At 63.4% G+C, this 13,643-nt stretch carries 18 protein-coding genes; 3 read left to right on the top strand and 15 right to left on the bottom strand.

From position 1 onward, the window contains the following. Positions 1-7: 7 nt before the first annotated feature. The 3 genes from ACP15N_RS04655 to ACP15N_RS04645 form a co-directional block, all read right to left on the bottom strand. A complete protein-coding gene (locus ACP15N_RS04655) occupies positions 8-460 on the bottom strand; it encodes a rhodanese-like domain-containing protein (protein ID WP_425091048.1) in 453 nt (150 codons plus the stop codon). A gap of 9 nt (positions 461-469) precedes the next feature. Next, a complete protein-coding gene (locus ACP15N_RS04650) occupies positions 470-985 on the bottom strand; it encodes a YHS domain-containing (seleno)protein (protein WP_425091047.1) in 516 nt (171 codons plus the stop codon). A 259-nt stretch (positions 986-1,244) separates the two neighbouring features. Next, the gene (locus tag ACP15N_RS04645; protein WP_425091046.1) at positions 1,245-2,438 is read right to left on the bottom strand and encodes an alpha-D-ribose 1-methylphosphonate 5-triphosphate diphosphatase; all 1,194 of its coding nucleotides are present in this window, start codon (positions 2,436-2,438) and stop codon (positions 1,245-1,247) included. Here ACP15N_RS04645 and ACP15N_RS04640 point away from each other — a divergent pair. Next, the gene (locus ACP15N_RS04640) at positions 2,437-3,108 is read left to right on the top strand and encodes a DUF1045 domain-containing protein (protein WP_425091045.1); all 672 of its coding nucleotides are present in this window, start codon (positions 2,437-2,439) and stop codon (positions 3,106-3,108) included. The genes ACP15N_RS04645 and ACP15N_RS04640 overlap by 2 nt on opposite strands. On the opposite strand, the gene phnN is transcribed toward ACP15N_RS04640, so the two are convergent. From phnN to ACP15N_RS04620, 4 genes are read right to left on the bottom strand one after another with little or no spacing between them, the layout of a single operon-like run. Next, positions 3,090-3,647, bottom strand: coding sequence for a phosphonate metabolism protein/1,5-bisphosphokinase (PRPP-forming) PhnN (gene phnN, locus ACP15N_RS04635; RefSeq protein ID WP_425091044.1), 558 nt, complete (start codon positions 3,645-3,647; stop codon positions 3,090-3,092). The genes ACP15N_RS04640 and phnN overlap by 19 nt on opposite strands. Then, positions 3,644-4,327: a phosphonate C-P lyase system protein PhnL gene (gene phnL, locus ACP15N_RS04630; RefSeq protein ID WP_425091043.1), complete on the bottom strand. Its 684-nt coding sequence runs from the start codon at positions 4,325-4,327 to the stop codon at positions 3,644-3,646. Before phnL ends, phnN begins: the two co-directional genes overlap by 4 nt. A 4-nt stretch (positions 4,328-4,331) precedes the next feature. After that, positions 4,332-5,108 carry a phosphonate C-P lyase system protein PhnK gene (phnK, locus tag ACP15N_RS04625; RefSeq protein ID WP_425091042.1) on the bottom strand — a complete coding sequence of 259 codons (777 nt, stop codon included), beginning with the start codon at positions 5,106-5,108 and terminating at the stop codon, positions 4,332-4,334. Beyond that, on the bottom strand, positions 5,105-5,956 hold the full coding sequence (locus ACP15N_RS04620) for an alpha-D-ribose 1-methylphosphonate 5-phosphate C-P-lyase PhnJ (protein ID WP_425091041.1): 852 nt from the start codon (positions 5,954-5,956) through the stop codon (positions 5,105-5,107). Before ACP15N_RS04620 ends, phnK begins: the two co-directional genes overlap by 4 nt. 77 nt (positions 5,957-6,033) lie before the next feature. Here ACP15N_RS04620 and ACP15N_RS04615 point away from each other — a divergent pair, with 77 nt between their 5' ends. Continuing rightward, positions 6,034-6,258, top strand: a complete 225-nt coding sequence (locus ACP15N_RS04615) for a hypothetical protein (RefSeq protein ID WP_425091040.1) — start codon at positions 6,034-6,036, stop codon at positions 6,256-6,258. A gap of 17 nt (positions 6,259-6,275) precedes the next feature. Here ACP15N_RS04615 and ACP15N_RS04610 read toward each other — a convergent pair whose 3' ends face one another. From ACP15N_RS04610 to phnG, 4 genes are read right to left on the bottom strand one after another with little or no spacing between them, the layout of a single operon-like run. After that, positions 6,276-6,878, bottom strand: a complete 603-nt coding sequence (locus tag ACP15N_RS04610; protein WP_425091039.1) for an HAD family hydrolase — start codon at positions 6,876-6,878, stop codon at positions 6,276-6,278. Beyond that, positions 6,875-7,966, bottom strand: coding sequence for a carbon-phosphorus lyase complex subunit PhnI (locus ACP15N_RS04605; RefSeq protein WP_425091038.1), 1,092 nt, complete (start codon positions 7,964-7,966; stop codon positions 6,875-6,877). The genes ACP15N_RS04610 and ACP15N_RS04605 overlap by 4 nt, the downstream gene beginning before the upstream one ends. Beyond that, positions 7,966-8,541: a phosphonate C-P lyase system protein PhnH gene (phnH, locus tag ACP15N_RS04600; protein WP_425091037.1), complete on the bottom strand. Its 576-nt coding sequence runs from the start codon at positions 8,539-8,541 to the stop codon at positions 7,966-7,968. The genes ACP15N_RS04605 and phnH overlap by 1 nt, the downstream gene beginning before the upstream one ends. Continuing rightward, entirely contained in the window at positions 8,541-8,996 is a 456-nt protein-coding gene (gene phnG, locus ACP15N_RS04595; RefSeq protein ID WP_425091036.1) for a phosphonate C-P lyase system protein PhnG, read from the bottom strand. Before phnG ends, phnH begins: the two co-directional genes overlap by 1 nt. Positions 8,997-9,077: 81 nt before the next feature. Here phnG and phnF point away from each other — a divergent pair, with 81 nt between their 5' ends. After that, positions 9,078-9,809 (top strand): phosphonate metabolism transcriptional regulator PhnF, encoded by a 732-nt coding sequence (gene phnF / locus ACP15N_RS04590; RefSeq protein ID WP_425091035.1) that lies wholly within the window; start codon positions 9,078-9,080, stop codon positions 9,807-9,809. Between the two features lie 3 nt (positions 9,810-9,812). On the opposite strand, the gene ACP15N_RS04585 is transcribed toward phnF, so the two are convergent. From ACP15N_RS04585 to phnD, 4 genes are all read right to left on the bottom strand, one after another. Continuing rightward, positions 9,813-10,430: a chloramphenicol acetyltransferase gene (locus ACP15N_RS04585; protein ID WP_425091034.1), complete on the bottom strand. Its 618-nt coding sequence runs from the start codon at positions 10,428-10,430 to the stop codon at positions 9,813-9,815. A 1-nt stretch (position 10,431) separates the two neighbouring features. Continuing rightward, positions 10,432-11,745 (bottom strand): phosphonate ABC transporter, permease protein PhnE, encoded by a 1,314-nt coding sequence (phnE, locus tag ACP15N_RS04580; RefSeq protein WP_425091033.1) that lies wholly within the window; start codon positions 11,743-11,745, stop codon positions 10,432-10,434. Further along, positions 11,742-12,620, bottom strand: coding sequence for a phosphonate ABC transporter, permease protein PhnE (phnE, locus tag ACP15N_RS04575; RefSeq protein WP_425091032.1), 879 nt, complete (start codon positions 12,618-12,620; stop codon positions 11,742-11,744). The genes phnE (ACP15N_RS04580) and phnE (ACP15N_RS04575) overlap by 4 nt, the downstream gene beginning before the upstream one ends. A gap of 63 nt (positions 12,621-12,683) precedes the next feature. Continuing rightward, positions 12,684-13,592, bottom strand: a complete 909-nt coding sequence (phnD, locus tag ACP15N_RS04570; protein WP_425091031.1) for a phosphonate ABC transporter substrate-binding protein — start codon at positions 13,590-13,592, stop codon at positions 12,684-12,686. Positions 13,593-13,643: the final 51 nt, after the last annotated feature.

Raw genomic sequence — 13,643 nt, 5'->3', positions numbered from 1 at the left:
AGAGCCTTCATGTTTCTCCGGTCCAGGGTTGGACCGGCAGGTTGCGCTTGAGCCAGCCCGGTCCGGCCAGCGACCCGAGCATGCCTTCGGGTATGTCGATGATCGGTCCGATATCGGCATCGGTCAACACGGCCGTCAACCGGCGGGAGCGCACGCCACGCGCGCAGATCAGGGCGACCGGACGGTTTGATGCGGCGCGCGCATGGGCGAGCGCGTCGGCAAAGTCCTCGCGGCGCATGTCGATCGGGATCGCCCCTTCGGCAAGACCGGTTTCTTCCCATTCGTCCGGGCGACGAATATCCACCAACAGGATATCCCCCCGACGTGCTGCCTCCAGCGCCTCGGGGGGGGTCATCAAGGTGCGGTCAGACCCGGGTGCACGCACGGCGGTGTATGCGACGGCGCCTGCCGCCGCGATCCCGACACCTGCCAGGATCGCGCGCCGTGAGATCAGGGCCATCTGCGGGCCCTAGTTGGTCACCGGGGCAGGGGAGGTGAACTGCGGGATCGGGCCCTGATGGGCTGCATCATCTTCAAGATCGACCCAGTTGCCATCTGCCAGCGTGATGTTGCCGGGGATGTCTTCTTCCCAGAAGGTCACAACGTTCTTGGTGACGTTCAGATACAGCGTGTCATCGACGATGCGCCACAGGTTCGGGTTGCCCGGAACCTTGCCGCCCTTGGCCACCCCGTAGGCACAGTGGCCGTCGAATGCGGGCACGTAGCGCTCCGGATCGGCCACAAACGCGTCGCGGTTCGCCACGGTAGAAAAGGCGAATGTCGCCCCGTTATGCTCTGCGGTAATGGAGCTCAGGCCCGGGACAGCCTCTGGCTGGGGGGAGCCGACCTCGGATTGCGGCAAGTCAAAATACGCGACCACGTCGTAGCCGGAGACGGCAAAGCCGGTGTCATCGACAAACTGCGGGCCTGCAAAAGCGGTGGCGGCGACCAGCGAAAACGCGGCGGAGAGAAGAAGTTTTTTCATGTCAGGGACCTTATGGGGGTTGGTGACGCCAACTTACTTTCGCGCCGGCGATGGAGCATCCCCCCCTCTCGCGTGTGTGACTTTTGGTGTTCTGGTGTCATTGTGTCGCAGGCGTGTCCGGACGTGACGATCGACTTGAAAAGTACCGACAATACAGCGTCACGGATCGGTTTTCGCGGATTTCAGGCCCCTGAATGTTCAGGGCTTCCCCCTGCACAAATACGGGGGAGCGCGGCGCAAACTGAAACACGGGGAGTGCCTAGGCCACGCGTTGCCCCTGACTCCAGACGCCGTGCAAGACCGGTGTTTGTGCGATTTGCCCCACACGGATCACGTCACCGCGCAATCCCACCTCCAGCCGTCCGCGTTCAGACAGACCCGCCGCCGCCGCCGGGTTCGATGTAACACAGGCCACAGCCCGGGGAAGATCGTTCCACAGATCCGCAAGGCGAAAGGCCGACAACAACAACGCGGAAGGCACGTAATCCGACGAGATGATGTCCAGAAGTCCGCCCTCGGCCAGTTCCGCCGCCGAGACGTTGCCGGAATGCGACCCGCCCCGGATGATGTTGGGTGCCCCCATCATCACCGCGATACCGCGCGCGGCGCAGGCCTCTGCGGCCTGAACCGTGGTTGGGAATTCGGCAAAACGCGCGCCGTTGCGGTGCGAAACTTCGACCTGTTCCGTGGTCGTGTCATCGTGGCTGGCCAGAACGGCGCCCAGTCTGGTTGCTTCTGTTACGGCACCGGCTTCGTGCTGCGCGCCGTATCTGACCTGCAAGTCCTTCAGTCGTGCGACGTGCTCGGCGAACTCCGCCTCGGTCAGGCTGCGTTTCTTTTGCAGGTAGGTCTTGAGCGCGGACAGGTCGCGGAACTGCCTCTGGCCCGGGGTGTGATCCATCAGACTGACGATTCCGACGCGGTCCTCCGGCGTGAAATCGGCCAGTTCCTGCATCAAGGTTTCAGAGCACACCTCGGCGCGAAGGTGCAGAAAATGGCTGATCTTGAACCCGCCTTGTGCCCGCAATGACAGCAACTCGTTGGTGACCTTTCTGGCATAGGCGTCATACCGGGTCTTGCCGCCATGGATCGATCCGACGCGCAGCGCGTCGAATACCGTCGTGATCCCGGTAGAGGCCAATTCCGCATCATGTGCCAGCAGGGCAGAGGTATGCGGCCAGTCCACATCCGGGCGCGGCTCCAAATGCCGTTCCAGATTGTCTGTGTGCAACTCCACCAATCCCGGCATGAGGTGATCGCCGTCGCAATCCACTGCGCCAGCCGGGACGCGGTCGCCCTCTGAAATCTCTGAAATCAAGCCGTTTTCAATGGTCAGCCGCCCATGCAATACCCTGCCCGACAGGATCAGACGCGCATTGGCGAGGCACAGCGCATGTGACACGCGCGTGTCATCTGCATCTGCGACAGCGCCGGGAACGAAGGGAGAATTCATGTCATTTACTCGTTTCGCGATCTATTACTTGCCCACCGACAAGACCTTGGCGTCTTTCGGGGCAGCGTGGTTGGGCTGGGATGTCTGCGCGGGCCGAAGCGTGGCGCAGCCAGATGTGGGCGGGATCGGTGACGTGACCGCGACACCGCGCAAGTACGGGTTTCATGGCACATTGAAGCCCCCGTTTCGAGTGTGCGGCGGTGTCGAGGCTGCGCAATTGGAAGATGCGGTGGCGGCGCTGGCTGAACGCACGGCTCCGGCGCGCTGCGATGGGCTGGCGTTGTCTCGTCTGGGGCGATTTCTGGCGCTGACGCCGATCGGGGACGCATCGGAGATCGGGCGCGTCGCGGCTGCCTGTGTGTCGGACCTTGATACCTTTCGTGCGCCGCCAACGATGGCCGAGCTGGCCCGCCGTCGGCGCGCGCGCCTGTCGCCGCTGCAAGAAGCGATGTTGACCCGTTGGGGGTACCCTTACGTGATGGATGCATTTCGCTTCCACCTGACGCTGACCGGCACGTTGCCCGATGGCACTGCGCGCCGGTGGCAGGAGGTGGTCGCAGACGCGCTTCCGCCTTTGCCCGCGCCCTTTGTCATGGACGAGATTGCGCTGGTCGGCGAAAGACCCGACGGTATGTTCGAACGTATTCAACGTTATGCCCTGACCGGCTGAAGGGCCGTGTGCGCCGCCGCGACCGTGTCTTCGAGGGCGCCATCATTGCGAACTGTGATGATGATCAGCCCGCCCGGAATGGCATCGGTTGCACGCGCAAGGCGCCTTTCGATATCCGCCGCGTTTTCGCGTCCCCGGTCAGCAAGACGCTGCGCGAGTACCTTGGGATCAGCGGTGATATGCAGAACCACCATGCGCGGAAACACCGACGCGGCCTCTGTCAGCGCTCCGCGCGAACAATTGGCGAGCAGGTCGGCGCCTGCGTTCACATCCCGAAGAACCTGTGCTGGCAAACCGTATCGCAAGCCATGCGCGGACCAATGCAGGCAAAACGCACCTCGCCCGGCGGCGGCTTCGAACGCCTCTGCTGTCATGGGGGTGTGGTCCTCCCCACCCTGATCGGCGTCCCGTGTAATCACGCGGCGCACACGTTGCAGCCCCGGATCTGAGGCTGCCAGCCCCGCCATCACGCTGTCCTTGCCGACGCCGGACGGTCCGACAACGGCGATCAGGCGCCCGGGAGATGAGGTCATGCTCATGCGGCCTGCGCCGGGGCAAAGCGGGCCACGTCGATTTCCCGGTCACAGACGCGGGCACGTGCCGCCTCATCATGGAAGATTCCGATGATCGCGCTTCCGCGCAGCTTGGCGGCCTCTATCAACGTCAGGACAACCTCGCGGTTGACGGCATCGAGGCTGGCCGTTGGTTCGTCCAGCAACAGCGCGGGGTAGGGATATGCAAAGCCGCGTGCGATATTCACGCGTTGCTGCTCGCCGCCCGAGAACGTGGTGGGCGATAGCTGCCAGAGTGGTTCGGGAATGTTGAGCTGGGTCAAAAGCGCGTCCGCTCGCGCCCGGGCCTCCTCTGACGGTGTGCCCAGCATCAGGAGCGGTTCGGCCACCACATCGCGCGCGGCCACGCGCGGAACCACCCGCAGGAACTGGCTGACATAGCCGAGTGTGTCGCGCCGGATGCGGATGACGTCACGCGGAGCCGCTTGCACGAGGTCTGTCGTGTCGATGCGGATTTCGCCGCCCTGTGCGCGATAGTTGCCATAGATCATCCGCATCAGGGTGGATTTTCCAGCCCCGGATGTGCCGGTCAGCGCAACACATTCCCCTGGCGCGACAGACAAACTCAAGTTGGATAGCACCTCGATGAGGGCAGCGCCCTGCGTGTGCAGTGTGAACGTTTTTGACACATTCTTGAGATTTATCATCGCCTTACACCTGCAAAACGGAGCTGACGAGCAGTTGCGTGTACCCGTGTTGCGGATCATCGAGCACCTGATCGGTCAGCCCGGATTCCACCACATGGCCGTCCTTCATCACCATCAGCCGGTCCGCCAGCAGCCGCACAACGGCCAGATCGTGGGTGACGATAATCGCCGACAGACCCATATCGCGCACCAGCCCCCGCAGCAAATCCAGAAGCCGCGCCTGCACGCTGACATCGAGCCCCCCGGTCGGTTCGTCCATGAATACGAGCCGTGGTCCGGTCACGAGATTTCGCGCAATCTGCAAGCGTTGCTGCATGCCTCCGGAAAACGTGGTCGGACGGTCGTCAATGCGCGACGGGTCAATTTCCACCCGACCCAGCCAATCGGTGGCCTGCGCGCGGATGCCGCCGTAATTTCGTGCGCCCACGGCCATCAGCCTCTCGCCGACATTGCCACCGGCGCTGACCCCCATGCGCAGCCCGTCGCGGGCGTGCTGGTGGACGAAGGCCCAGTCGGTGCGCCCCAGCATACGGCGTTCGGGTTCGGACATGGCCAAGGTATCACGCGGGCCATCGGCACGGGTGTCGAACACAACCTTGCCTGCGTCCGGGGTTAGGTGCCCGGCCAAACAGTTCAGAAGCGTGGACTTGCCTGACCCGCTCTCGCCCACGATCCCCATGACCTCACCGGGGAAAAGGTCGAACGCGACATCGGCGCAGCCGACATGAGCGCCGTAGCGCTTGGTGATCCCGGTCACGGAAAGCAAGGGCGTGTCGGTCATGCTGCGTCCTTTCCGGCGTGACCTGCCGCGCGTCTGCCCTCGCAGAAATCGGTGTCAGAGCAGACAAACATCCGCGCGCCTGCATCATCCATGATCACCTCGTCCAGATAGCTGTCCTCGGCTCCGCACAGACCGCACGGGTGATCAGCTTTGGAGGCGTCGAACGGATGATCTTCGAAATCAAGGCTGACAACCTCGGTGTAGGGGGGCAGCGCGTAAATCCGCTGCTCCCGTCCCGCGCCAAACAACTGGATCGCGGCACATGCACCCAGCTTGGGGTTGTCGAACTTCGGGATCGGAGAGGGGTCCATGACATAGCGCCCCTCCACCCGGACCGGATACGCGTACGAGGTCGCGATATGCCCATGCCGGGCGATATCCTCATAGAGTTTGACGTGCATCAGCCCGTATTCCTCGAGTTCATGCATCTTGCGCGTTTCGCTTTCGCGTGGCTCTAGGAACCGCAGGGGTTCCGGAATAGGGACCTGATAGACAAGGATCTGTCCCTTGGTCAGGTCGGTCTCGGGGATCCGGTGCCGCGTCTGGATCACGCTGGCCTCGGTCGTGTGTGTTGTCGTCGCTACGCCCGCGGTTTTCTCGAAGAATTGGCGGATGGAGACCGCATTGGTCGTGTCATCCGCGCCCTGGTCGATCACCTTCATCGTGTCCTGAGGTGTCAGAACCGCCGCCGAGACCTGAACGCCTCCGGTGCCCCACCCATACGGCATCGGCATTTCGCGAGAGGCGAACGGCACCTGGTAGCCGGGGATGGCGAGCCCCTTGAGGATCGCGCGCCGGATCATGCGTTTGGTCTGCTCATCCAGATAGGCGAAGTTGTAGTCGCTCATTGTCTTGCCTCTGCCGTATCCAGGCCATTGTTTGTTGCGATGTGATCCGGGTCGGTACGCAAGAAGGACTTCTGCACGTGACTATCGAATGGATCATCTACGGCGCCTTGCTCGTCTTTGCGGTCTTGCTCTGCCGATCTGCAGTCGTGGCGATCTGGCCTGAAAGCGTCTTGGGGTGCTGGCTGGAGGCACGGTCGGGCGTTATCAGTGACACCGTTCTCGGCAACGGCGGGGACGGCGACTGCGGCGGAGGAGCGGGTGGCGGCGACTGCGGCGGTGGAGATGGGGGAGGCGGCGACTGACCGCGCTGCTTCGGCGATCATAGCACCCCCCTGTCACGCAGGTCACTTTCCAGCGCACTGGCCCCGGTGAAATGGATGCCATCCATGCCTGCGGCCATCGCGCCTTTGACGTTGTGCATCCCGTCGTCGATGAACACACACGCGTCCGCAGACAACCCGGCGCGGTCACACAGGGTGTGAAAGATCTGCGCATCGGGCTTCATGATGCCCAACTGCCCCGAAACGACTGTCACCCCGAACACGTCGGCAAGGCGTGGTTGGGCCCTCAGCCCTTCGGGCCACGTCTCGGCTGACCAGTTGGTAATGGCGTGGGTTTCAACCCCCCGATCCCTCAGGCGGTCCAGCAGGTCCCATGTCCCCTCGATCCTGTCCTGAACCGTGCGGGTGAAGCGCGCGACGTATTCCGACAGATACTTGCGGTCCTGCGGATCGTCGACCTCGGCCGCAAGATCGGAAAACCGTGCACCGCCGTCGGCGCGGGCATTGCGCTCCTTGAACGCGACCCGGTCCATGAATGCCTCAACCGCCGCGCGGGAGTCGAACGTGTCCATCCAGGCCAGATGCGGTTTCCAGTCGACCAGCACCCCACCGATATCGAATACGACGGCGCGCGCACTCATTCCGCGGCCTCCGGCATCTGGTGCGCGTGCGCCCCGCGTCTCAAGGTGCGCACAAGCTCAAGTTCGGATTGGAAATCGACGTAGTGGGGCAGTTTGATATGCTCAAGGAACCCCGTCGCCTGAATATTGTCGGCGTGGTACAGCACGAACTCCGTATCCTGCGCGGGTGCGCCCACGAAGTCCTCCCCGAGTTCTTCCCAGCGCATCGCGCGATCGACCAACGCCATGGAAATGGCCTTGCGTTCCGTCTGCCCGAAGACCAGCCCGTAGCCGCGCGTGAATTGAGGTGGCTCTGTTTTGGACCCCTTGAACTGGTTGACGGTTTCGCACTCCGTGACAGTGATCTCGGAAATCTCGATGGCAAAGCCGAGCTCGGGGATCTCCATTTCCACCGCGACCGTGCCGATCCGCAATTCTCCTACGAAGGCATGGTTGCGCGCGTAACCGCGTTGGGTGGAGTAGGCCAGACCCAGCGTGAACCCCTCGTCCGCGCGGGCCAGGGCTTGCAGGCGCAGGGCGCGGTCGGCTGGCATCGCCAGCGGCTCCCGGGTCAGGTCCGGTGGTGTGGTCGGGTCGCAGGGAGCGTCCTCGATCAGGCCCTCGTCGTTCAGAAAACCGGTCACACGAGGCACCGGCCCGGGAGCTGCGGTGCGCGTGTCCGCCTCCGGCACATCACCGCCGTCGGCGGCCAGTTTGAAGTCCAACAGGCGATGCGTGTAGTCAAAGGTCGGCCCAAGGATCTGACCGCCGGGAACATCCTTGAACGTAGCCGAAACCCGCCGGTCACACTGCATGGCGCCGGTGTCCAACGGAGCGGATGACCCAAACCGCGGCAAGGTCGTGCGATAGGCGCGGATCAGAAAGATCGCCTCGATCAGGTCGCCACGCGCCTGCTTGATCGCAAGTGCCGCAAGGTCCGGATCATGGAGCGAACCTTCGGCCATGACCCGGTTCACGGCAAGGCTGAGTTGTTCGCGGATTTGCGGCACGGACAGTTCGGCAACGGATGTGTCTCCGCGCCGCTCCTCGGCCAGCCATGCATGGGCATTCTCGATGGCGCGCGCGCCGCCCTTGACCGCGACATACATCAGCGCACCTCCGTCGTGCGGGGCAGGGCGGCCAGATGGTCCCCACAGGTGAACAGGAAATCGAGGCCCCGAGGGAACAGCGCGCGGTTGGCCTGAAACGCCGCGGTCTCAGGGAGTGACAGCTGCGCCATGTGTTGAATGCCCGGGCCGCGCAATGTGGAGCCGGACGGCGTAAGGGTCGGCACCTCCACGATCAAAGTCGTCGAGCGGTCGGGGTATTGTGCGGTTCCGACGGGATACTTGTCGCACGGGCCAAGATCGCGCCAAGTGCCCAAGGCAAACGCCGCATCGCCGGGCGCGCAGATCGGCGCCCCGGTCTGGAAGGCAACCCAGTCCCGCACCGCTGTGCAATCCGCGGCACCGGCGAGGTACAAGGGCGTGTCGATGTCGCACAGGGTCAGAATGGCAATACCTGCGGCCCCGGACAGGGGAGCGGGAGGCGTCGCGCCAGGGACTGCGTGGATGGTGCCGGTACGGGCCATCGCCTCCATCAACGCGCGAAATGCGTGTGCTGACTGACGGGCTGGATCGCTGAAGCCACCGCCAAGGGCCGTGGTGCCGGTCTGCGTTGGCATCAATCCTCTCCCCGCACCATGGTGAAGAAATCGACCTTCGTTGCTGCGGCCTTGGCCGCGCGCGTGGCGCGAGCGGCGTCGCGTTCCTCTCGCAGCGGGCCGAGAACGGCGGCGCGCATCTGCGGCGCGCTGTCGGTTTGCATCAGCGCGTCAATCAAGGCCGCTGCTTCGGCGTCTTGCTTGCGCCGCCCTTGCAGATAGGCATGGCCAACTTCGCCGGTCGCCAAACGAACCGCACACCGAGTCACCGTGATCTCGCCAAGGTTGAAGGCCGCGCCAGTGCCTCCCGCGCGTCCCTGCACCATCACACTGCCTATCTCGGGGCGGCGCAGCCATGAGAATGCGGGCTGCACCCCGACAGCGTCAAAGCACGCGGCCACGCGCCCTTGCGGGGCCTTGGCCATCAGACTCATCCACGTTCTGCGGTCGTCTGTGTCGGGCTGTGTGTCTTTCATCTCGACAACTTCTGCATATACTATACAACTATACTTATCTTAGCAGATACGGCGTCATGCGCACCGGGAGATTTGTGAAGATTGAGTGACAAGAGCCGAAAATCGCCGCGCAGGACACCGATATGGCAAGCCATCGCCACAGCGCTGCGCGGTGACATCTCAGAAGGGCGGTACACCACTGGTGCCAAGCTGCCGACCGAAGCGGCGCTCGCGACACGCTTCGGTGTAAACCGCCACACTGTGCGGCACGCCCTGTCTGCCCTGGCCGACGAAGGCCTGGTGCGTGCGCGACGGGGGGCCGGCGTGTTCGTCATGGCCCGACCCACCGAATACCCGATCGGGCGCAGGGTCCGGTTTCACGAGAACCTGCTCGCCGCAGGGCGCCGCCCTGAAAAGCGCGTCCTGCACATCGAGACGCGCGCGGCCACGCAAGGGGAGGCGGCGGCTCTGGACCTTGCGACGGGCGACGCGGTTTGCGCCTACCATGGTTTGTCTTTCGCAGACGAGCAGCCGATTGCCTTGTTTCAAAGCCTCTTCCCGGTGGGCCGGTTGATCGGCATCGAAGCCGCCCTTGCCGATCACCGGAGCGTGACGCGCGCCCTGGCGGAGGTTGGCGTTGCCGACTACACGCGGCTGAGCACGCGGTTGACCGCGGTTGCGGCGGATGCAACGCAGGCGCTGCATCTTCACGTGACCGAAGGCGCACCCTTGCTGCGTTCGAGTGGGGTGAACGCCGATCCGGACGGGCGGCCGGTGGAGTTCGGGCGCACCTGGTTTGCCGGAGACCGGGTCACGCTGACACTGGAGGTCTAGCGCCTAGCCGCCGTATTTCTCAAGGAAAGCCTCGACCTTGAGTGCCCGAAAATCCATCAGGGCTGCACGCAATCGGGCGTGATCCCAGTCCCACCACGCCAGCGCAATCACCCTCTCGGCAAGGTCAGCTGGCAACCGGTCACGCATCGGCGCTGCGGGTGTCCCGGCCACGATGGTGTAGGGCGCGACGTCCTTGGTCACCACTGCCCCTGCCGCGACAACCGCGCCATGACCCAGTCTGACCTCTGGCTTGATCATCGCGCCATGGCCGATCCAGGTGTCGTTTCCGACATGTGCCCGGCGGGATGCGCGATGTGCCATGAAGTCCGGGTCGGTTTCCGCATCGTCCCAGTAATCGCCAGACCGATACAGGAAATGGTGGCACGCTGCCGTGTGCAATGGATGATCCGTCGCCCCGATCCTGCTGAAGCTCGCGATATTGGCGAACTTGCCGATATAGGCGTTCGCGATATCGGCATAGCGGTCGCAATAGGCGTAATCGTCGAACTGGCTGTTCAGGATCCGCGCGCCGCGATGGACCTCGGTGAAGGCACCGAAGGTTGAGTTCGTTATCTCGCAATCAGGATGCACAAACGGTGCATCGGCCTTCAGTCGTGCCATCTCAGTCCTTGCGTCCAATCAGACGCCCACGCAACCAGCCCGAAAACCAGTCCATGAGCATGACCATTACGATCACGAGGATGATGTAATAGGCGACCTCTTCCCAGTCCTTCTGCGTCTGGATCGCCTGGGTCAGCATCAGCCCGATCCCACCACCGGTGATTGCCCCGATAATCGTGGCAGAGCGGGTGTTTGATTCCAGAAAGTAAAGAACCTGTGCAAGAAGCACGGGAACGATCTGCGGGATGACCCCGAACCGATAGCGCTGGAGCGGTTTGGCCCCGGTGGAGGCGACCCCCTCAATCTGTTTGTCATCCACGTTCTCCAACGCTTCGGAGAAGATCTTGCCGAAGGTGCCCGCATCCGTGATCAGGATCGCCAGCGCGCCAGTCAACGGGCCGGGCCCGAAGGCCCGGGCCAGCACCACCGTCCAGATCAGCGCATCCACGCCGCGCACGAAATCGAACAGGCGCCGGGTCAGGCTGCGCACAAGCGCGAGCGGGGCAAAGTTCTTGGCGGCCAGAAAGGCCAGAGGAAGCGCGATGATCGCGGCGCCGAACGTGCCGAGGAATGCCATCAATATGGTTTCGCCAATCGCCCAGGCCACGTCCCTGTGCCGCCACATCGCGTTGTTCCACCAATCCGAGATCGCGCCCACAACGTTGCCTCGGGTTGGATCGATCTGGGGACCGAACAGAATTTCGAATACACCGTGACCGTAATAGGGGCTGTCGAACGTGAACCAGAACAACTCCCAGCCGGGGAAGTAGTTGAACACCTCCGTGCGGGATCCGGTCATGGTGATCCGACCCTCGGGCGTCGTGACCGTCACCCGGCGGTCGGACGCGTTGATCCAATCCGGGATGTCCGTGCCCAGGTTCGTAGTGACCTGCCGCCCCTCCGCTTGCGCGGTGATCAGCCCGAACCCGGGCACCTCGATCTCGGTGCGGTTTTCCGGCAACAGCCGTACAATCGTGTCGCGACCCAGATCGACGGTGACAACATCATCGCCAGAGACCCAGTCCGGGCGCATGCCCTCGGGATACGCGCCCTTGCGCTCGCCTTCGACCGCGTAGGCAATCTCGCCCGTCCGGTTGGTGCGGGTGACGTGGGTTTTGTAGGACCAGCTGTCGGAGGCCAGGATCACCGCATTATCCCAGTTCGCGCGTTTGCTCAGGCCGGGGATGTCGAAGGCGAAAAAGACATAAACCAGATAAGCCACAATCACCGCCGGAACTGCCAGCGCGCGCAAACGCTTGCGCCGGAACAGGCGGTCGGCAGTGTCCATGTGCAGGCTCAGATCTTGCGGGCTCATGCGGCATGTCCTTCGGTCAGGCGATTGCGATAGCGGCTTGAGACCTGATCGAAGAACACGATCGTGCCAAAGAGCAGGATGAAGATGGCCGCCGCTTCGTCGAACCGGCCAGGTCCCCAGGCCATGGCGTTGCGCAACTCGTACCCGAGGCCGCCCGCCCCCACGAAGCCGAGGATGGCGGAAGCGCGGATGTTGATTTCGAACCGTAGCAATGTGTAGCTGAGGTAGTTCGGTGCGACCTGCGGCAGCACCGCGAGCCACATACGCTGCATCCAAGTCGCCCCGGTGGACGATAGCCCCTCGACCGGCTTGAGATCCGCGTTCTCGGCCACTTCCGAAAACAGCTTTCCGAGCGCTCCGGCCGTGTGGATCGCGATGGCGATCATCGCGGGAACAGGCCCGCCGCCCATCACGAAAATCAGCACGAGTGCAATAACGATTTCGGGTACGGCGCGCATGATGTCCATCACGCGACGAAAAACCGGGATCAGTCGCGGCCACCGCGCCAGGCCGCGCGTGGACAAAAGAGACAAGACCAGACCGAGGATGCCGCCGATCAACGTCGAGACGGCGGCGATGTTGATCGTCTCGACCAGGGCCGGAAAGAATTTCGCCAGCAGGCCTGGCAGGTCGGCGCGTTTCTCCCACGCTTCCTTCACGACCTCGGACGGGTAGTCGCCGATTTGATGCAGCCCGTCCCAGAAGCCGCCGGCGTTGCGGTCATCGGCGATGGTAAAGCCAGAGACCATGAGCAAGACGAAAATTACCAGCGTGAGCCCGCCATACAGACGTCGGCGCTGGACCTGCGCCATGTAGCCCGCCTGAACACGGTCCACGCTTTGTGGCGCGCTGTCATGTATGGATGCGTCTGCCATGCTTTGCCCCTGCATCAAAAAACCGGCGGCCCGAAGGACCGCCGGTTTCGTGTGTCTGTCGCCTTAGCCGCCGATCTTGGCTTTGCGCGCTTCGACGATCGAGGTGTAGGTCTCGTGCGTGACCGGTTGGAAGCCAAGCGTTTCGCCTGCCGCCACGCCGTAGGCACAGTCCTGATCGTTTTCGTGCAGCTCATCGACCAGCTTGGTCATGGTCGCCCGCACATCGTCCGGCAACGCCTTGCGCAGGACGATCGGACCTTCGGGGATGACCTTGGATTTCCAGATCTGGACCATCTCGTTCATGTCCACGAGGCCCGCATCCACCGCCTTGCGCAACGCGCCGGAGTTGTAGCCGTCTTCCCAGTTGCCCTGGCCGTCAGCCCAGGTCACGCCCGCGTCGATATCGCCGTTGAACACCGCGACGATCGTCTGCTCATGGCCGCCGGTAAACTTGACCTCGCCGAAATAGTCGCCGGACTCCATCGTCGCGCCGGTGATTTCGGGGATCTCGATGGACGGGATCAGATAGCCGGAGGTCGAGTTCGGGTCGCCAAAGCCGAACACCTTGCCCTGCATATCTTCAAGCGAGGTTACGCCGCTGTCGGCGCGGGCGAAGCCGATCGAGTGATACCCGATGGAGCCGTCCATGTTCACCTTGATCAGTACCGGCTCGACCGCGTCGGGGTCTTGCAGGTAGGTCGCTGCATAGGACGACGGCCCAAGCCACGCCATGTCGATCGTGCCGCCCAGCAGGCCCTGGATCACGCCGTTGTAGTCGGCCGGTGCAAACAGCTTGGTTTCGACGCCGAGCGCTTCTTCGGTATATTCCTGAAGGCAGGTGTAGCTGTTCAGGCGGTCCTGTGCGTTCTCGCCGCCCAGAATGCCGATGCGGAATTCGGTGATGCCTTCGGCGAAGGCCGCGCCCGACAGCGCCGTTGTGGCTGCAAGCGCGAGTGCAAGGGTCTTTTTCATCAAGGTCTCCATAGATGCAGAGAGGAAGGGGCCCGCCTGAGGCAGGCATGG

Origin of the sequence: Tropicimonas sp. S265A (assembly GCF_049800835.1) — a bacterium.
In the GTDB taxonomy this organism is placed as follows: domain Bacteria; phylum Pseudomonadota; class Alphaproteobacteria; order Rhodobacterales; family Rhodobacteraceae; genus Dinoroseobacter.
The sequence above is the reverse complement of the archived record's forward strand: the minus strand, read 5'-3'. Positions and strand labels throughout refer to the sequence as shown.

What these genes read in the sequence shown, in the direction of transcription:
- ACP15N_RS04655 (WP_425091048.1), bottom strand. Translation starts at nt 460, where the DNA reads ATGGCCCTGATCTCACGGCGCGCGATCCTGGCAGGTGTCGGGATCGCG.
- ACP15N_RS04650 (WP_425091047.1), bottom strand. Translation starts at nt 985, where the DNA reads ATGAAAAAACTTCTTCTCTCCGCCGCGTTTTCGCTGGTCGCCGCCACC.
- ACP15N_RS04640 (WP_425091045.1), top strand. Translation starts at nt 2,437, where the DNA reads ATGTCATTTACTCGTTTCGCGATCTATTACTTGCCCACCGACAAGACC.
- ACP15N_RS04645 (WP_425091046.1), bottom strand. Translation starts at nt 2,438, where the DNA reads ATGAATTCTCCCTTCGTTCCCGGCGCTGTCGCAGATGCAGATGACACG.
- phnN (WP_425091044.1), bottom strand. Translation starts at nt 3,647, where the DNA reads ATGAGCATGACCTCATCTCCCGGGCGCCTGATCGCCGTTGTCGGACCG.
- phnL (WP_425091043.1), bottom strand. Translation starts at nt 4,327, where the DNA reads ATGATAAATCTCAAGAATGTGTCAAAAACGTTCACACTGCACACGCAG.
- phnK (WP_425091042.1), bottom strand. Translation starts at nt 5,108, where the DNA reads ATGACCGACACGCCCTTGCTTTCCGTGACCGGGATCACCAAGCGCTAC.
- ACP15N_RS04620 (WP_425091041.1), bottom strand. Translation starts at nt 5,956, where the DNA reads ATGAGCGACTACAACTTCGCCTATCTGGATGAGCAGACCAAACGCATG.
- ACP15N_RS04610 (WP_425091039.1), bottom strand. Translation starts at nt 6,878, where the DNA reads ATGAGTGCGCGCGCCGTCGTATTCGATATCGGTGGGGTGCTGGTCGAC.
- ACP15N_RS04605 (WP_425091038.1), bottom strand. Translation starts at nt 7,966, where the DNA reads ATGTATGTCGCGGTCAAGGGCGGCGCGCGCGCCATCGAGAATGCCCAT.
- phnH (WP_425091037.1), bottom strand. Translation starts at nt 8,541, where the DNA reads ATGCCAACGCAGACCGGCACCACGGCCCTTGGCGGTGGCTTCAGCGAT.
- phnG (WP_425091036.1), bottom strand. Translation starts at nt 8,996, where the DNA reads ATGAAAGACACACAGCCCGACACAGACGACCGCAGAACGTGGATGAGT.
- ACP15N_RS04585 (WP_425091034.1), bottom strand. Translation starts at nt 10,430, where the DNA reads ATGGCACGACTGAAGGCCGATGCACCGTTTGTGCATCCTGATTGCGAG.
- phnE (WP_425091033.1), bottom strand. Translation starts at nt 11,745, where the DNA reads ATGAGCCCGCAAGATCTGAGCCTGCACATGGACACTGCCGACCGCCTG.
- phnE (WP_425091032.1), bottom strand. Translation starts at nt 12,620, where the DNA reads ATGGCAGACGCATCCATACATGACAGCGCGCCACAAAGCGTGGACCGT.
- phnD (WP_425091031.1), bottom strand. Translation starts at nt 13,592, where the DNA reads ATGAAAAAGACCCTTGCACTCGCGCTTGCAGCCACAACGGCGCTGTCG.